This is a genomic window from Niallia sp. Man26 (assembly GCF_022049065.2).
Classification (GTDB): domain Bacteria; phylum Bacillota; class Bacilli; order Bacillales; family Cytobacillaceae; genus Niallia.
This window is the reverse complement of record NZ_CP095743.1, coordinates 495,774-509,451: the sequence shown is the minus strand read 5'-3', so window position 1 is coordinate 509,451 and position 13,678 is coordinate 495,774. Positions and strand designations below refer to the sequence as shown.

16 protein-coding genes are annotated in these 13,678 nt (G+C 39.5%); 6 read left to right on the top strand and 10 right to left on the bottom strand.

Translation table 11 applies throughout. The features are described from left to right. The first annotated feature begins 178 nt into the window (after positions 1-178). Positions 179-1,411: an aminopeptidase gene (locus tag L8T27_RS02585; RefSeq protein WP_192486532.1), complete on the top strand. Its 1,233-nt coding sequence runs from the start codon at positions 179-181 to the stop codon at positions 1,409-1,411. Between the two features lie 53 nt (positions 1,412-1,464). On the opposite strand, the gene L8T27_RS02580 is transcribed toward L8T27_RS02585, so the two are convergent. Next, entirely contained in the window at positions 1,465-2,592 is a 1,128-nt protein-coding gene (locus L8T27_RS02580; RefSeq protein ID WP_233316308.1) for a DUF4309 domain-containing protein, read from the bottom strand. Between the two features lie 233 nt (positions 2,593-2,825). Between L8T27_RS02580 and L8T27_RS02575 the strand changes: the two genes are divergently transcribed. The 3 genes from L8T27_RS02575 (at position 2,826) to L8T27_RS02565 (ending at position 4,236) form a co-directional block, all read left to right on the top strand. Next, positions 2,826-3,095: an acylphosphatase gene (locus tag L8T27_RS02575; RefSeq protein WP_192486538.1), complete on the top strand. Its 270-nt coding sequence runs from the start codon at positions 2,826-2,828 to the stop codon at positions 3,093-3,095. A 34-nt stretch (positions 3,096-3,129) separates the two neighbouring features. Continuing rightward, entirely contained in the window at positions 3,130-3,528 is a 399-nt protein-coding gene (mscL, locus tag L8T27_RS02570; RefSeq protein WP_192486534.1) for a large conductance mechanosensitive channel protein MscL, read from the top strand. Positions 3,529-3,597: 69 nt separating this feature from the next. Next, the gene (locus L8T27_RS02565) at positions 3,598-4,236 is read left to right on the top strand and encodes a Bax inhibitor-1/YccA family protein (RefSeq protein ID WP_192486535.1); all 639 of its coding nucleotides are present in this window, start codon (positions 3,598-3,600) and stop codon (positions 4,234-4,236) included. A gap of 32 nt (positions 4,237-4,268) precedes the next feature. On the opposite strand, the gene L8T27_RS02560 is transcribed toward L8T27_RS02565, so the two are convergent. Together L8T27_RS02560 and L8T27_RS02555 are read right to left on the bottom strand one after the other, a co-directional pair. Continuing rightward, positions 4,269-4,544: a hypothetical protein gene (locus tag L8T27_RS02560; RefSeq protein WP_192486536.1), complete on the bottom strand. Its 276-nt coding sequence runs from the start codon at positions 4,542-4,544 to the stop codon at positions 4,269-4,271. Continuing rightward, positions 4,544-5,977, bottom strand: a complete 1,434-nt coding sequence (locus L8T27_RS02555) for an aminotransferase-like domain-containing protein (protein ID WP_233316305.1) — start codon at positions 5,975-5,977, stop codon at positions 4,544-4,546. Before L8T27_RS02555 ends, L8T27_RS02560 begins: the two co-directional genes overlap by 1 nt. A 105-nt stretch (positions 5,978-6,082) precedes the next feature. Here L8T27_RS02555 and L8T27_RS02550 point away from each other — a divergent pair, with 105 nt between their 5' ends. Continuing rightward, positions 6,083-6,994 carry a DMT family transporter gene (locus tag L8T27_RS02550; protein ID WP_349238807.1) on the top strand — a complete coding sequence of 304 codons (912 nt, stop codon included), beginning with the start codon at positions 6,083-6,085 and terminating at the stop codon, positions 6,992-6,994. Between the two features lie 145 nt (positions 6,995-7,139). Here the strand turns inward: L8T27_RS02550 and L8T27_RS02545 are convergent, their stop codons facing one another. Together L8T27_RS02545 and L8T27_RS02540 are read right to left on the bottom strand one after the other, a co-directional pair. Then, positions 7,140-7,643 (bottom strand): acyl-CoA thioesterase, encoded by a 504-nt coding sequence (locus tag L8T27_RS02545; RefSeq protein WP_237940674.1) that lies wholly within the window; start codon positions 7,641-7,643, stop codon positions 7,140-7,142. 88 nt (positions 7,644-7,731) lie between these two features. Continuing rightward, the gene (locus L8T27_RS02540; protein WP_245399831.1) at positions 7,732-8,667 is read right to left on the bottom strand and encodes a magnesium transporter CorA family protein; all 936 of its coding nucleotides are present in this window, start codon (positions 8,665-8,667) and stop codon (positions 7,732-7,734) included. 146 nt (positions 8,668-8,813) lie between these two features. On the opposite strand from L8T27_RS02540, the gene L8T27_RS02535 reads away from it, so the two are divergent. Beyond that, positions 8,814-9,050: a hypothetical protein gene (locus L8T27_RS02535; protein WP_233316303.1), complete on the top strand. Its 237-nt coding sequence runs from the start codon at positions 8,814-8,816 to the stop codon at positions 9,048-9,050. 21 nt (positions 9,051-9,071) lie between these two features. On the opposite strand, the gene L8T27_RS02530 is transcribed toward L8T27_RS02535, so the two are convergent. The 5 genes from L8T27_RS02530 to liaF form a co-directional block, all read right to left on the bottom strand. Next, entirely contained in the window at positions 9,072-9,623 is a 552-nt protein-coding gene (locus tag L8T27_RS02530) for an RNA polymerase sigma factor (RefSeq protein ID WP_237940672.1), read from the bottom strand. A gap of 98 nt (positions 9,624-9,721) precedes the next feature. Then, positions 9,722-11,050, bottom strand: a complete 1,329-nt coding sequence (locus tag L8T27_RS02525; protein WP_233316301.1) for a polysaccharide biosynthesis protein — start codon at positions 11,048-11,050, stop codon at positions 9,722-9,724. Positions 11,051-11,246: 196 nt separating this feature from the next. Further along, positions 11,247-11,879 carry a response regulator gene (locus L8T27_RS02520; RefSeq protein ID WP_237940670.1) on the bottom strand — a complete coding sequence of 211 codons (633 nt, stop codon included), beginning with the start codon at positions 11,877-11,879 and terminating at the stop codon, positions 11,247-11,249. Further along, positions 11,876-12,922, bottom strand: coding sequence for a sensor histidine kinase (locus L8T27_RS02515; protein WP_233316299.1), 1,047 nt, complete (start codon positions 12,920-12,922; stop codon positions 11,876-11,878). Before L8T27_RS02515 ends, L8T27_RS02520 begins: the two co-directional genes overlap by 4 nt. Beyond that, positions 12,919-13,656 (bottom strand): cell wall-active antibiotics response protein LiaF, encoded by a 738-nt coding sequence (liaF, locus tag L8T27_RS02510; protein WP_233316298.1) that lies wholly within the window; start codon positions 13,654-13,656, stop codon positions 12,919-12,921. The genes L8T27_RS02515 and liaF overlap by 4 nt, the downstream gene beginning before the upstream one ends. Positions 13,657-13,678 lie beyond the last annotated feature (22 nt).

The following is a 13,678-nucleotide window of genomic DNA, read 5'->3' as shown; positions in this document are numbered from 1 at the left end:
CATCAACAAATAAATCTGCAACTATTAGACAAATCAGTTTATTTATATGTATAAACAAGCTACAATGGATGAAAGGATTTCCTATGTCATACATTATACTGATAAAGTGGAACGGCTTTTCTAAAATTCCAAAATAGGCAATCATTACATACTAGCTCTTAATAAAGGAGAATGGGTCATGAGTACATTTCAACAAAATTTAGAAAAATATGCAGAACTTGCAGTGAAAGTTGGCGTCAATATTCAGCCGGAACAGACTTTAGTCGTAAATACAACAATCGATGCAGCTGAATTTGTTCGTCTTGTTGTCAGAAAAGCATATGAAGCAGGCGCTAAAAATGTCGTTGTAAATTGGACGGACGACATCGTTACAAGAACGAAGTACGAGCTTGCACCAAGTGAAGCATTTTTAGAATATCCTGAATGGAGAGCGAAAGAAACAGAAGAGCTTGCCAAAGACGGAGCTGCATTCATGTCAGTCCTCTCTTCTAGCCCTGATTTGCTTAAAGGCATTTCAACTGAAAAAATTGCCAACTTCCAAAAGGCTTCTGGAAAGGCATTAAGCACTTTCCGCAAATATGTGCAATCAGATAAGGTCAGCTGGACAGTAATCGGTGTTCCTTCTGCCGCATGGGCTAACACTGTTTTTGCCAATGAGCCGGAAGAAAAGCGTGTTGACCTGCTGTGGGATGCTATCTTCAAAGCATCAAGAGTGGACCAAGACGAACCAATCGAGGCATGGAAGCAGCACGATAAAAATCTTCATGAAAAAGTAGATTACTTAAACAGCAAGTCATACAAAAAGCTGCACTATACAGCACCTGGAACAGACTTAACAATTGAGCTTCCCGAAAACCATCTATGGTGCGGAGCTGGAAGTGTTAATGAAAAAGGCTTCGAGTTCATGGCAAATATGCCGACAGAAGAAGTGTTCACAGTTCCATTCAAAACAGGTGTAAACGGTACTGTTTCAAGCACCAAGCCGCTAAGCTACGGCGGAAATATCATCGACCGCTTTTCGGTTACGTTCAAGGACGGCAGAATTGTGGATGTAAAGGCAGAACAAGGGGAGGAAATTTTACGACAGCTTGTGGAAACAGATGAAGGCTCCCACTATTTAGGTGAAGTGGCGCTTGTGCCCCATCGTTCCCCTATTTCAGAGTCTAATATCCTTTATTACAATACATTGTTTGATGAGAACGCATCAAACCATTTGGCAATCGGCAGCGCCTATGCATTCTGTATTAAAGGCGGAAAAACAATGTCCAGCGAAGAATTAGCTTCTGCAGGCCTAAATGAGAGCATCACGCATGTAGACTTCATGATTGGTTCTGACAAAATGGATATTGACGGTATTACAGCTGACGGTAAAACAGAAGCTGTCTTCCGTAACGGAGATTGGGCTTTCTAATATAACCAACTCAACATTAAGAACCTAGCAGGAGCTACCTGCTAGGTTCTTTTTCATTTGCTGTCCTGTTTTTTCACAAGCTGAATCGACTGGACATGCTGATTGCTGTCAAGAATAAACTTCATTTCATAATGGTTAGCCGAATATGTGGCAATATAACCGTTATTTTCTTTGTTTGCCGCGATGGCTTCCGGCTTGCCTAATGCCTTATTGACTGCAGACATGTCGGCCTTTAAACGCATGCCGGGAATGGCGATAGAGTTTACCTGCTTTGTCTTCCCATCATAATAGTAGGTAACTTCTGGATATTCGACCATCATTAATCCATCATTTTGCTCTGTTTTTATATATTCATCATTTGATTTTGTTATTTCGCTAATACTTGTACCAATCGGATACTGGCTTCCCATCAGCATCCCCTGTTCTGCTATAGTCAAAATATCTTTGGATATAGTGAGATTTTTGAACGGCAAATAATAGTCTTCTTCCTCCACCCATCTCTCTATAGCCTTTTCATTGTCAATGGACGTCTTGTCTGCCTCTTTGAGCTGAAGACGGCCTGAATCTAATGTCCATGAAGTCACTTCATATACGTTATCCTGCTTTTTTTCTGCTGTTTGCAAGTAATTTTGCTGGATGCTCTTTATTTTCCGTTTTAACACTGGAATTTCAGTTGTAGTAAGGGATGTAAGCTCCCCATCGTCAACTGCATACAAAGAGGCAACTGTATTATCCTTAGACTTCGTCTGATAGATTGCAATAATACTATGTTTATTTACAGTATAAGTACTGATATTTTTATTTTTTGTGTTAAAGATAAGCGGATTTCTGAGCTTAATCACTTGTTTATATTCTTTTGTATCATCTTCTGACTCTGCTGTTAAATACAGCGAAAAAGCCCCCTCGACAATGGTATCATCCTTGTCACCAAGAAAATTGTCTTCTTCTAGCGTATATTTCTCTGTTTCATCGCCGATCAAGTATGCTTCATATACTTCATTATCTTCTTTGATTGTTATAGACGAAATGGCATTTTCTATAATCCAATTGATTTTTTTAGTTTCACTTGCTTTAGCAGAAGCTTCACTCTCTTTATTCTTGTTAATACTATATTGGATTGTCCCAACGACAATTAAAACAGCACACAGTATAAGCATGCTAATGTATATATATGGTTTCATTATTTTCTCCTGATTTTAAAAACACGTAATTTGCTTTATTTAATTTGCTTTATTAGACGTACTTATTAATATTAACAAAATGGCTTCCTTTCTACAAATCTAGGTTTTTCCATCTTTGCAAACCTTTTGAATTGGCAATTTCAACATATGCCAAGTCTCGATTTGGCCGAGCTCACTTTTATGTTATCCTATAGTTAGCATTCCTAAAAACAATAATGGAAGGAATAATTATTATGATTCAATATCATCTTGCCATCACTGGAAAGGTTCAAGGAGTCGGCTTTCGCTATTTTGTACAAATGAAAGCAATCGAATATAATGTAAACGGCTGGGTCAGAAACAAAGACAACGGTTCTGTTGAAGCAGTTATCTCAGGACCAAAGGAGACACTAGCCTCTTTTATAGACGACATAAAAAAGGGAAACCGCTTTGCGGCTGTCCATCATGTCGATATTACGGAGCAAGAGCCTGAGCACTTCCGCTCATTCAGCATCCGTTACTAGATTTAAAAACGAAAATAAAGTTAGGAGTTTAACAATGTGGAAAGAATTTAAAGCCTTTGCGGTCAAAGGCAATGTGATTGACTTAGCAATCGGTGTTATCATCGGCGGAGCATTCAGCAAGATTGTCAGCTCTCTCGTAAATGACATTATTATGCCTATTGTCGGGGTCCTCCTCGGCGGTGTTAACTTAACAAATCTTAAAATAACATACGGTAAAGCAACTGTGCTTTACGGACAATTCATCCAGACAATTCTAGATTTCTTTATTGTGGCTTTCTCCATCTTTATGGTTATTAAGCTGCTTTCCAAGTTTAAAAAGAAGAAAGAAGAAATGGCTGAAGAAAAAGCCCCTTCCATTGATGCGAAGGAAGAGCTGTTGATGGAAATCCGCGATCTTTTAAAGAAGGATCGCGTCAGAGAAGAAGAAAATTAATGCTTTTTTTTGAAACCTTCTCCTCTATTAAACGTAAAAATATTAAAATAATATCAATGGAGTGACTTTATGTACACACATAGTATGAAAACGGATCATTTACCTGCCGTGTTAAGGACATTTGCCTTATCATTAGGAATTGCTACTATCGGTACTTTAGCAGGGAATTTCGTTCCAGCTTCTCTGTTTTTACCATTGGCTATATTGGAGCTCGTATTGCTCTTTATCGCTTTCTTCTTGAGAAGAGGAAAGTCTATGTCATACTCCTTCCTTTATGCCTTTACCTTTATTTCAGGTATTACAACATATCCAATCGTGTCCCATTATGTTTCTACAATAGGCGCGAATGTTGTCATTATGGCATTAGGAACAACAACGATTGTATTTGCTGGACTGGCTGTTTATGCAACAACGACAAAACGTGACCTGTCCTTCCTTGGCGGCATGCTGATGGCAGCCTTGCTGGCATTAATCGTCATTGGAATTTTCAACATAATCTGGCCAATCAGCTCAACAGCAATGCTTGCTTATTCCTTTATCGGCGTGCTTGTATTCAGTGGATATGTGCTGTACGACTTTAACAGAATGAAGCATTATGGCGTAACTGCAGAGCAGGTTCCATTAATGGCATTGAATCTGTATTTGGATTTTGTTAACCTATTCATCAACATCTTGCGAATTTTTGGGATTCTCTCAAGCAAGGACTAATAAAAATGCTGCCTGCTTTTCGGCAGCATTTTTTATTTTCTTAATTTCCCCTTCACTTGACGGATGAAGTCAGCTGGATCTTCTTTAACAATAAAAGAGAAAACACCTTTATTTGTATGCAAATAAAGAATTTGATAGAGGTTATTTGTTTTTTTAACAGATATGTCATAAACAGATTCTAAATAAAAGGCTGCATTTTCAGTCTTGATTTTGTCACTCGATAGAATCAAGCATTTTTCTACTTCATCTATAACCTGCATGTTGAACTCAATTCTTCTTGTCACAACATAATAAGCCAGTTCTGCCATTATAACCTCCTGTTCGGTTTATCATCCATTCCGTTAGTCAAGGAATCATAAATATTCGTTAGAAGCTCCATTCCATTCTTGATTTCCTGCTCATTTAAGTAGGAGTAGCTGAGCCTTATATATGGAATATCTCTTTCAAGAGGATCACAAATATAACCTGGTACATAGGAAACAGAACTTTCAAGCGCCTTGTCTTTCAACGCGGTTTTATCAATGGCATCATGAAGGCGAACCCATAAATTAAGACCTCCGCCTGGACTGTCCCATTTGAAATAACCCTTTAGTTCCTCTTCCATTGTCTCCTTTCTTATCTGCAAAGCTATCCTCAGTTTTTCCATATGTGTACGGACTCTATCCGAAGTAAGATAAAATAAAAAGGCCTTTTGGTTAAGCAATGGTGTTCCGTTATCTGCGAGCGCCTTTCCTTTAATGAGCCATTTCGTTAAACTCGGATGGGCAACCATCGCACATATTCTTAATCCTGGAGCCATGTATTTGCAAAAGCTTCGTAAATAGATGACATATCCTCCTGTATCATAAGAGAAAATCGGCGGCGGCGGCGGTTCGTGGAAATAGATTTCATGGAAAGAATCATCTTCTAAAATAATACATTGATATTTTTCGGCAAGCTCTGCCAGCTGCTTTCTTTGCTCAGTCGGAACCGTATAGCCTGTCGGATTATGAAAAGTTGGATTTGTATAGAAAAGCTTTGGCTTGTGCTTCTTCATAAGTAATTCTACTTCCTCAAGACAAAAACCTGCTGAGGTTATCGGAACAGGAATTAGTTTTGCGCCTCTGTTTACAAATATATCTGCTGCTCCACTGTATGTTGGGCTTTCAATCAGCACATGATCATGTGCCTGAACGAATACCTTGGCAATAATATCAATGCCCTGCTGTGCTCCGGATGTGATAATAATTGAATCCTCATGTATGTACAATCGGTCATACTTTTGAAAATAAGCTGACAAACCTGCAATCAGTTCTTCATCTCCCTTTACGGGTGCATATGTGCCTAGCAAATGAGGATATTTATCGAATATCTCCTTTGCATGCTGAGATAGGTATCTGTTTGGCAATAAAGTCGGGTCAATGACAGCAGCAGAAAATTTAAAAAAGGTTTGCTCACGATGAATATCTGACAAGATGCTGTTCTGTATATAAGAGTAGATGGCAGGCTGTTCTCCTGGCCCGCTTAAAAGATTACTATTTTTACAATAATAGCCTGTTTTGTCCTTTGCATAAACATGACCTTCCTCCTTTAAAAGCTGATACGCTTTTAAGATGGTCAAACGGTGAACCCCCAACAGCTCTGCAAGACTTCTTACCGAGGGAAGCCGTCTGTCTTTTTCCCACTCTCCTGTTTGAATACGGGTCAGCATATATTCATAAACTTGCTTGTATAGTGCAGTATGTTCCGATTTTATAACCATTTCCAACCCCTCCTACTTATTATTATTGTACCATTTCCTTAAATCTGTTCTACATGAATTCATCTGGTCTGTCCTGTCTGGCTTACAATTAGGGCAGGAGGGATTATGATGACCATTTTTTTATACAGTCTGATGTGTTTTATTTTCGGAACAACATTCTTAGCTATCAAGGTAGGTGTCGACGAAGGCTTTCCACCATTCCTGTCGGCTGGAATACGCTTTATGGCAGCAGGTGCCGTTCTTTACGTATTATTGCTTGCCCGAAAAAAGACGACATGGAAGCTCCTTTGGCGCAAAGAGCTTATGCTTACAGGATTATCTTTAACTTTCATTACCTTTGCCTGTCTATATTGGGCCGAACAATTTATTTCCTCAGGAATTGCAGCCGTCTTGTCTGCTTCAGCACCAATCATGATTATCCTAATTCAGACTGCCCTTTTGCGGGTTAAAATTACTAAAGCAAGTATCTGTGGTGTCCTATTAGGATTTCTCGGGGTAGTATGTCTCTTTCTGCCAGGATTGTCGATTGCTTGGGACATCCATTGGATTATCGGGTGTGGAATCATCCTTATTGGTCAAATTGGCTATGCAGCAGGCTCCATCTATTCTGGAAAGACCGTTGAAACCTTCAAAGTAGAAAGCCCAATGGCTTTAAATGCTGTACAAATGATATACGGAGGGCTGCTGTTGCTGCTTTTATCCTTATTCACTGGAGAAACAGCACCTGCTATAACAATGCCGGGTTTTTTATCTATTGTTTATTTAACTGTAGCAGGGTCCATGATTGCCCATACAATCTATTATTATCTTGTAGCAAAAACGAATGCGTTTCTACCTTCGACATGGCTGTACGTGTCGCCGCTAATCGCCTTAACTATCGGCCGCCTCTTCTATAAGGAAGTTGTTCATCCAGTCATGCTTATTGGGGTAATGCTGATTTTATGCAGCCTTGTTTTAGTAAACCTCGAGAAAATTATGCAAATAATTTCAATAAAAAAAATGGCATCCTCTAAATGAGGATGCCATTTCACATTTCGCCTAGATAAGACAATGAAAGGCAAAAAAGACATCATTCCAGAAATATCATCATTTCCTGGAAAATAATTTGCCAATTTCGACAGCATTACCTGTCAGGTCATGCCTTTTGAGTGGCAGATTAACGTCATTTTGACTTATATTTCCGAGCAAGCTCCTGTGTTTCTGCTTTCCTGTTTCTTCTCATCTGGGCCCGCACTTTACCTGATTCAAACAGACTGATTTCTTCTTCTGTTTGCGGGACAACCTGCGGCACCGCTGTCGGTTTGCCATGTTCATCTATAGCGACCATAGTTAAAAAGCTGAGAGCACAGAGATTCTTTTCCCCTGACAGCAAGTCTTCTGCTGTCACCTTTACAAACACTTCCATAGAGGATGTTCCTGTATAAGTGACAAATGCTTCTAAGCAAACTGAATTTCCTTCTTGAATTGGATGAAGAAAATCGACTGAATCTGTCGAGGCTGTTACAATATGTTTTCTTGCATGTCTCATGGCAGCAATAGCAGCCGTATCATCGATGTATGCCATCAGTTTCCCTCCGAACAAAGTACCGTATGTGTTCGTATCTGTAGGGAAAACAAGGCTCGTTTTTATAACGAGCGACTCACTGCAATATTTAGAACCTTCCATATATCCTCCTTAGAGTAGCTTTCGCGGATAATAACTTACTAATATTATTATATGTAATTTACTATTTGCCGTCTATTGTGCCTTCATGCTACTGAAAAAAAGAATTTTTCTTTTTGGCTCTTAAAAGATCGCCCATCCAGCCCCGTGTTTTCAAATAAGCATAAATAATGACAGTAGTCAGGACGATTAAGGCTAGGGAAATAGCATAGCCGTATTTCCAATCAAGCTCAGGCATGTATTTAAAGTTCATACCCCATAATGCTCCAAGTGCCATGATTGGCGTGCAAAGGGCAGTAAAAACCGTTAATGTCTTCATAATTTCATTTCCGCGGTGCTGGGAAACAACCTCTTCAAAGTGGACGAGATTATTTAATTCCTTTTCATATTCATCTACTAAAGTAAGGCCTCTTTGAATTCTTTTAGAAACACGCTTATAATCTCTGCCATTATTCACAGCATCACCAAATGCTTCCTCTATCGCAAACTTCAGCTCTAAAAACGGCATCATTACGTTTTTCCAAATAAGTATTTCATGGCGAGACTGATAAATCTTATCTAATGTATTTGTACTGTTTTTTTCTTTTACATCCCAAATTAGCTCATCAAGCTTTTCCTCATATGCATCAATATGATACAAAATGTCTGTCATAATATTGCCAAGTATCACCATAAAGCCATCAACAGAGGACTCTGCGTTTTTTGCCGCACGAATAATAGTAGTCCTGTCTTTTAGATGGAGGCTGTTATCATGATAGTCCAATGTTATAAGCGTATTGCCGCATATAAAGAAGTAAAACAGCTCATAATCGCCTCGTTCCTCGATCTTTCGATTATAGATAAGGGACCCGCTCAATGATTCCTTGCCAATTATTGAGGTGTCCATCTCTAAATAGTTACCTTTTTTCTCATTAATGATTTTTCCCCAGTCTTCCATCTGTAAATTCAGTTCTGCCTCTATTTGATCGATCTCTTCCATCTTTTCAAGTGCATACCATACCCAGTTGCTCATGTGATACTTTTTCAAAAAGATCACTCCGATCACGTTTTTTCTTATCTTTCCCTCATTTGGTGGAAAAAAAACTTAAATGTATAGGCAGGTTTCCCTTCAGCTACTCTTGGGTAAATAAAGACTAGTAAAAATTTTGGACAAACTTATCGGAGGGATGAATAATGAAAACGATGCGTACATTAGCTGTTGTTGGTGCAGGAGTTGGGAGTTACCTTCTTTTTACCTCAAAAGGGAAAGAAATGATGCAGCGAGTCACTCAGAAGTTTAACTCCAAACAGGACGAGCCACTTATGGTAAAAACCGGCAATCCTGATCCGCAAGATATTGGGGATAACAATATGGTCAGTGAAGGTGCCATGTATTCGGTTAACTATTATAACAAGCAGCGGGAAGATTGAAGATAAAAAAAGGTTTCCATACTAAATGGAAACCAGTTTATTTACTTTAGGACGAAGCTGTTCTTTTGCCCTTTTCATTCGTGTTTTCACAGTTGAAAGGGGCGTTTTTGTTTTGTCGCTAATTTCAAGCAGTGTATTGTTATGATAATAGAATAATAGAAGTGGCTCCTTATACATTGGCGGCAGCTCTTCTAATGTATCAATCATTTCCTCATGTGCACATTTATTCATAATTGTATCCTCTGGCGGCAGGGAAACAGAAGTATCCCTTACGTATGTATATACGGTCTCCTCCCAGAACTTCTTCGATGTCTTTTCTTTTCTCCAATAATCACGGCATTTATTTATTGCTATTTTGTACAGCCAGCTTTTTGCTTTGCTGTAATCTTCGAAGGAAGAAAACGACAGATAAGAGGATATGAGTACTTCCTGGTAAATGTCTTCAGCTAGTTCTTTATGTTTGACCAATGAAAAAATATAGGCATATATAGCATTTCCATGTTCTTTAATTATTTCTTCATAACAGGTTTCTTTACAATCACCTGAATATTTATTGTTTAGGGGTTTCATCATTGTCCTCCTTCCCCTAGGACGCTTTCCTATACAATAAACGAAACGGCATCCTTCAACCCCTACACTTTTTTCAAAAAAAATTTTTTTAAAAGAAATTTTTATTGATGTACTTGTTTACCTGGTGAAAGCCAAATCGAAAAGCCGATTTTTTTGCAAATGGTCAAATAATGGAGCAGGGCTAATATAACTGCACCTAAATTCATGCCGATTGCTATTCCTCCCATCTGCAAATGGCTTAACGAGCCAAGATAATAGATGGCGGTATACGAAAACACTGTAGCCCATATAGAGTGGAAAACGGCATCCTTTAAAAGGCCTAACCCAATCAGGAATGCCTGCATTGGAATCGTAAAATAATGGAGGAAGAAATACGGCCACAGTAACTGTACAATCGAAGCTGCTTGTGATGAGTGAAAGAATTTCATTGTCAGCGGTTCTGCATAGAAGTAGAAGATGCTTACAGCAACGGATCCGTACCCAAGAGTTATCAGCATCACCTGTTTAAGCAAATTCTGCAAATGCAAGTAGTCTCTGTCTGCATAAGCCTTTGAAACGGTCGGAATCAGCATGGTCATAAAGGAATGAGCAATGAATGCCGGAAAGAAACCGATAGTTAACGCAATTCCTGCAAGCATCCCAAACTGCTCTGTTGCATTGGCAGCGGTAATTCCAGATGACACTAATGCCCCTTTTATTAGAAACGGCTGGACAGCATGGGACAATGCATGAAAAATCCGCAGACCTGTTGTTGGAATAGATACACTTAATAGGTCCTTCCAAATAGCCTTGCCGCCCATGTTCTCATTGTTTCCTTTTCTAATGCGCTGATATTGGACAAAGAACATATGAAGCAAATATAAAAACACAACTAAGTCACTGCCTACAATCGTACAAAAAGCGATTAGGACAGAGGTCTCCAAATCAAAAGAAAAGCATTGGAACAAGAAGACGAGCATTCCCAGCTGAACAATTTTACGCAAGAAATTAGATGCAGCAATCTTCCCCATCTGCTGTTTCCCCATAAAAAATCCTCTTGCAATCGAAGTAAAGGAGATTATCGGCAGCAGCAACAGCACAAGCCATCTTAATATTGGATGATAGTCTTTGAAAATAGGAATAAATGGGATAACAAAACCAGCAATAACAGTCAGTACAATCGTAAAGATGATTGTCCATTTTATCACCTGCTGAAGCATGCTGTGATGATAGACTGAGTCTTTCTCTGCAATAAATTTAGAGATAGAGACTGGCAGCTCAAAGCTTGCAAGCAGAACAATAAGAAAAATCGTCGGCAGGATAGTCATAAAAAGCCCCAGTCCTTGTTCCCCCAGTTCTCTTGCCATTACCATATTGATTAAAAATTCAATGCATTCGCCAAAAAACGCCGTAACAATCAGTAGGAACGTACCTTTATAAAATGAACTCATGGACCTCTCCTTACAATAAAAATGGATTATTTTTATTTGCTTTTCTTTCATCATATGAGACAAGTTATAAAAATATATTTACAAGTTTTAAAGTTTATTATTAATCAAACGTTTGTTTAAAAGACCTAAACACCGACTTTAACACCTTTTATCCGAATAAAAACAAAAAATCCGCAAGGTTTCCCTCGCGGATTTTTTATTCAACTAGCCTGTACTTAAAGGCATAAATGACGGCTTGTGTTCTATCCTGTACTTGAAGCTTGCTTAAAATATTGCTCACATGGGTCTTAACTGTTTTGATAGCAATGAACAATGCATCTGCTATTTCCTGGTTGCTTTTTCCTTCGGCCATGAGCAGCAGTATTTCCATCTCTCTTGCTGTTAGTTCGTCATGAAGTAAGCTTTGCGGCTTCTCCCGCATCTTCATCATCATCTTATCAGTGACTTCCGGCTCGAGGACAATTTGTCCTTTGAAGGTGGAGCGGACGGCATCTGCTATTTCACTTGCCTTCGATGTTTTCAGCATATAGCTGGTCGCTCCTGCCTGCAATGCTGGATATACCTTCTCATCATCCAAAAAGCTTGTAACTATAATGATCTTCGCCTCCGGCCACGCTTCGATAATGTGTTTTGTTGCTTCAATCCCGTCCATTTCCTTCATGACTAAATCCATTAAGATGATGTCAGGGCGTAATTCTAAAGCCATATCTATGGCCGTTCTTCCATTGTCAGCTTCACCGACAACCTCAATGTCCGCTTGTGCTGATAAGTAAGAGGAAACGCCTATCCGGACCATCTCGTGATCGTCGACAAACAGAACTCTTATCATCCTTTCTCCTCCTCATCTAAAATCATCGGCACTTTCACCTCAAGCCGTGTCCCTTGCTGCTGCAAGCTGATTATTTTCAGCTGGCCGCCGATTTCAGCTGCCCGCTCATGCATATTTTGCAGACCATAAGAACCTGTTTTGCTCTCTTCCACATCAAATCCGATGCCGTCATCCATAACCCTTAAGATGACGTACTCTTCTCTATGTAGCAGCTGCACATCGAGCTTGCTTGCTTTAGCATGCCTGAGTGTATTTGAGACAGATTCCTGCAGAATTCGGAATAAATGGTCTTCTATACCTTTATCCAATATAAATTCCTCGAGCTTCCACGTAATTTGCATTTCCACTTTTTGCAAAAGCTCTGATAATAACTCCATTATGCCCTCTTTTAAGGTTTTATCCTTTAATGCCGCAGGTCTTAAGTGCAGCAGCAGTGCCCGCATTTCCAGCTGCGACTGGTGAATGGTCTCTTCAACAAGCTTTAGCTGCTTTGTTTCAACAGGATCACCATCAGGCTGTCTTCTTTCGTTGATAGCAGATAAGAGCATGGAGGCAGCGAAAAGCTGCTGGCTCACAGAATCATGAAGCTCTCTGGCAAGGCGGTTCCGTTCATCAGCAATGACAGCTTGAACTCTTGTATGCTGATTCTCAGCCTGCTCTGTGACAAGCTTCTGCGATAGTTTAATTTGCTCCTTCAGCTTGTTTTGCACACTTGTTATTTTGGTCCCTAAAGAATGTATTTCTTCATAAAAGCCTGAGCTTTCCCGGTCCAGCTCCTTATTCTTTTCCCCGCTGTGAATCATACCATCAAGAGCATTAAACTGCTTTCTCCATGAGTAACCGCTCAACACTCCAAAAAAGAGCCCAATCGCCACATCTGCACTAACGACGAACAAGACAAAAGGAATATCAAGAACCTGTTTATCCCAAATATCACTCCAGCTGTCCGGCGGAAACACGAGCAAAAAGACAGCAGAAGTGAAAATCAGCAAAATTAATGCAATGCTTATTCCCCATATAATTTGCCGTTGTATGATGCTCATATTCTTTTCACCTCTAAATTTCCGACTAAAAAAGAGGTGATGATCTTCACTCTTGTTTCCGCTTGGTCATAGGCAGCGCTGCTTCTGATTACATTCAGATTGAAGGCATTCCCTTCATTTACTTCATCGAAGATAGAGGCAGAGCCTAACAGGACGGAGTGGTTGATGCTGACCTCCAAATCATATGGTATATATATTTTGACATTGCCGACAAGATTCCGGATGGAGATGACTGTTTCCCCTTGCGGCAGTACCGTATAGCTCAAATCAATAATCGTATCACTTGCACCTGTTTGAATATTGATATCCTTCCACTCATAAACATGATCAGGAGTTTCATTCCGATGGAACAGCCTGTTGCGAAACATCGGCTCCTTTTTAATGATTATATCCTCTCCGTCCCCTTCTTTCTTTTCCTTAATAATTGGTTTGATTACCTCTTTATTGTTTTTGTTCTGGATAAACTGCACAAACCAATAAAAGAGGAGACTGAATAACAGGAACTTCACTGTAAACATATTGAGCACACTAATCAGCAGCACGAGCAATCCAGCCCAAAACATCAACTTTCCTGTTTTCCCCTTTAATCCCCGTTTTCCGTAATACATCAGACCGATGGAAATCAGAAAGGAAAAGATTAATCCTGGATGCAAAACGAAAATTTCCAATAGAAGCAGGAACCCGGCAACAACTACAAACCAGCCAGCAAAATCCTTCTTAATTCTTTCAAACAATGAAAGCTCCTCCTTCCTTTCC

What these genes read in the sequence shown, in the direction of transcription:
- L8T27_RS02585 (WP_192486532.1), top strand. Translation starts at nt 179, where the DNA reads ATGAGTACATTTCAACAAAATTTAGAAAAATATGCAGAACTTGCAGTG.
- L8T27_RS02525 (WP_233316301.1), bottom strand. Translation starts at nt 11,050, where the DNA reads ATGAGTTCATTTTATAAAGGTACGTTCCTACTGATTGTTACGGCGTTT.
- L8T27_RS02530 (WP_237940672.1), bottom strand. Translation starts at nt 9,623, where the DNA reads ATGATGAAACCCCTAAACAATAAATATTCAGGTGATTGTAAAGAAACC.
- L8T27_RS02555 (WP_233316305.1), bottom strand. Translation starts at nt 5,977, where the DNA reads ATGGTTATAAAATCGGAACATACTGCACTATACAAGCAAGTTTATGAA.
- L8T27_RS02560 (WP_192486536.1), bottom strand. Translation starts at nt 4,544, where the DNA reads ATGGCAGAACTGGCTTATTATGTTGTGACAAGAAGAATTGAGTTCAAC.
- L8T27_RS02535 (WP_233316303.1), top strand. Translation starts at nt 8,814, where the DNA reads ATGAAAACGATGCGTACATTAGCTGTTGTTGGTGCAGGAGTTGGGAGT.
- L8T27_RS02520 (WP_237940670.1), bottom strand. Translation starts at nt 11,879, where the DNA reads ATGATAAGAGTTCTGTTTGTCGACGATCACGAGATGGTCCGGATAGGC.
- L8T27_RS02515 (WP_233316299.1), bottom strand. Translation starts at nt 12,922, where the DNA reads ATGAGCATCATACAACGGCAAATTATATGGGGAATAAGCATTGCATTA.
- mscL (WP_192486534.1), top strand. Translation starts at nt 3,130, where the DNA reads ATGTGGAAAGAATTTAAAGCCTTTGCGGTCAAAGGCAATGTGATTGAC.
- L8T27_RS02550 (WP_349238807.1), top strand. Translation starts at nt 6,083, where the DNA reads ATGATGACCATTTTTTTATACAGTCTGATGTGTTTTATTTTCGGAACA.
- L8T27_RS02545 (WP_237940674.1), bottom strand. Translation starts at nt 7,643, where the DNA reads ATGGAAGGTTCTAAATATTGCAGTGAGTCGCTCGTTATAAAAACGAGC.
- L8T27_RS02575 (WP_192486538.1), top strand. Translation starts at nt 2,826, where the DNA reads ATGATTCAATATCATCTTGCCATCACTGGAAAGGTTCAAGGAGTCGGC.
- L8T27_RS02580 (WP_233316308.1), bottom strand. Translation starts at nt 2,592, where the DNA reads ATGAAACCATATATATACATTAGCATGCTTATACTGTGTGCTGTTTTA.
- L8T27_RS02565 (WP_192486535.1), top strand. Translation starts at nt 3,598, where the DNA reads ATGTACACACATAGTATGAAAACGGATCATTTACCTGCCGTGTTAAGG.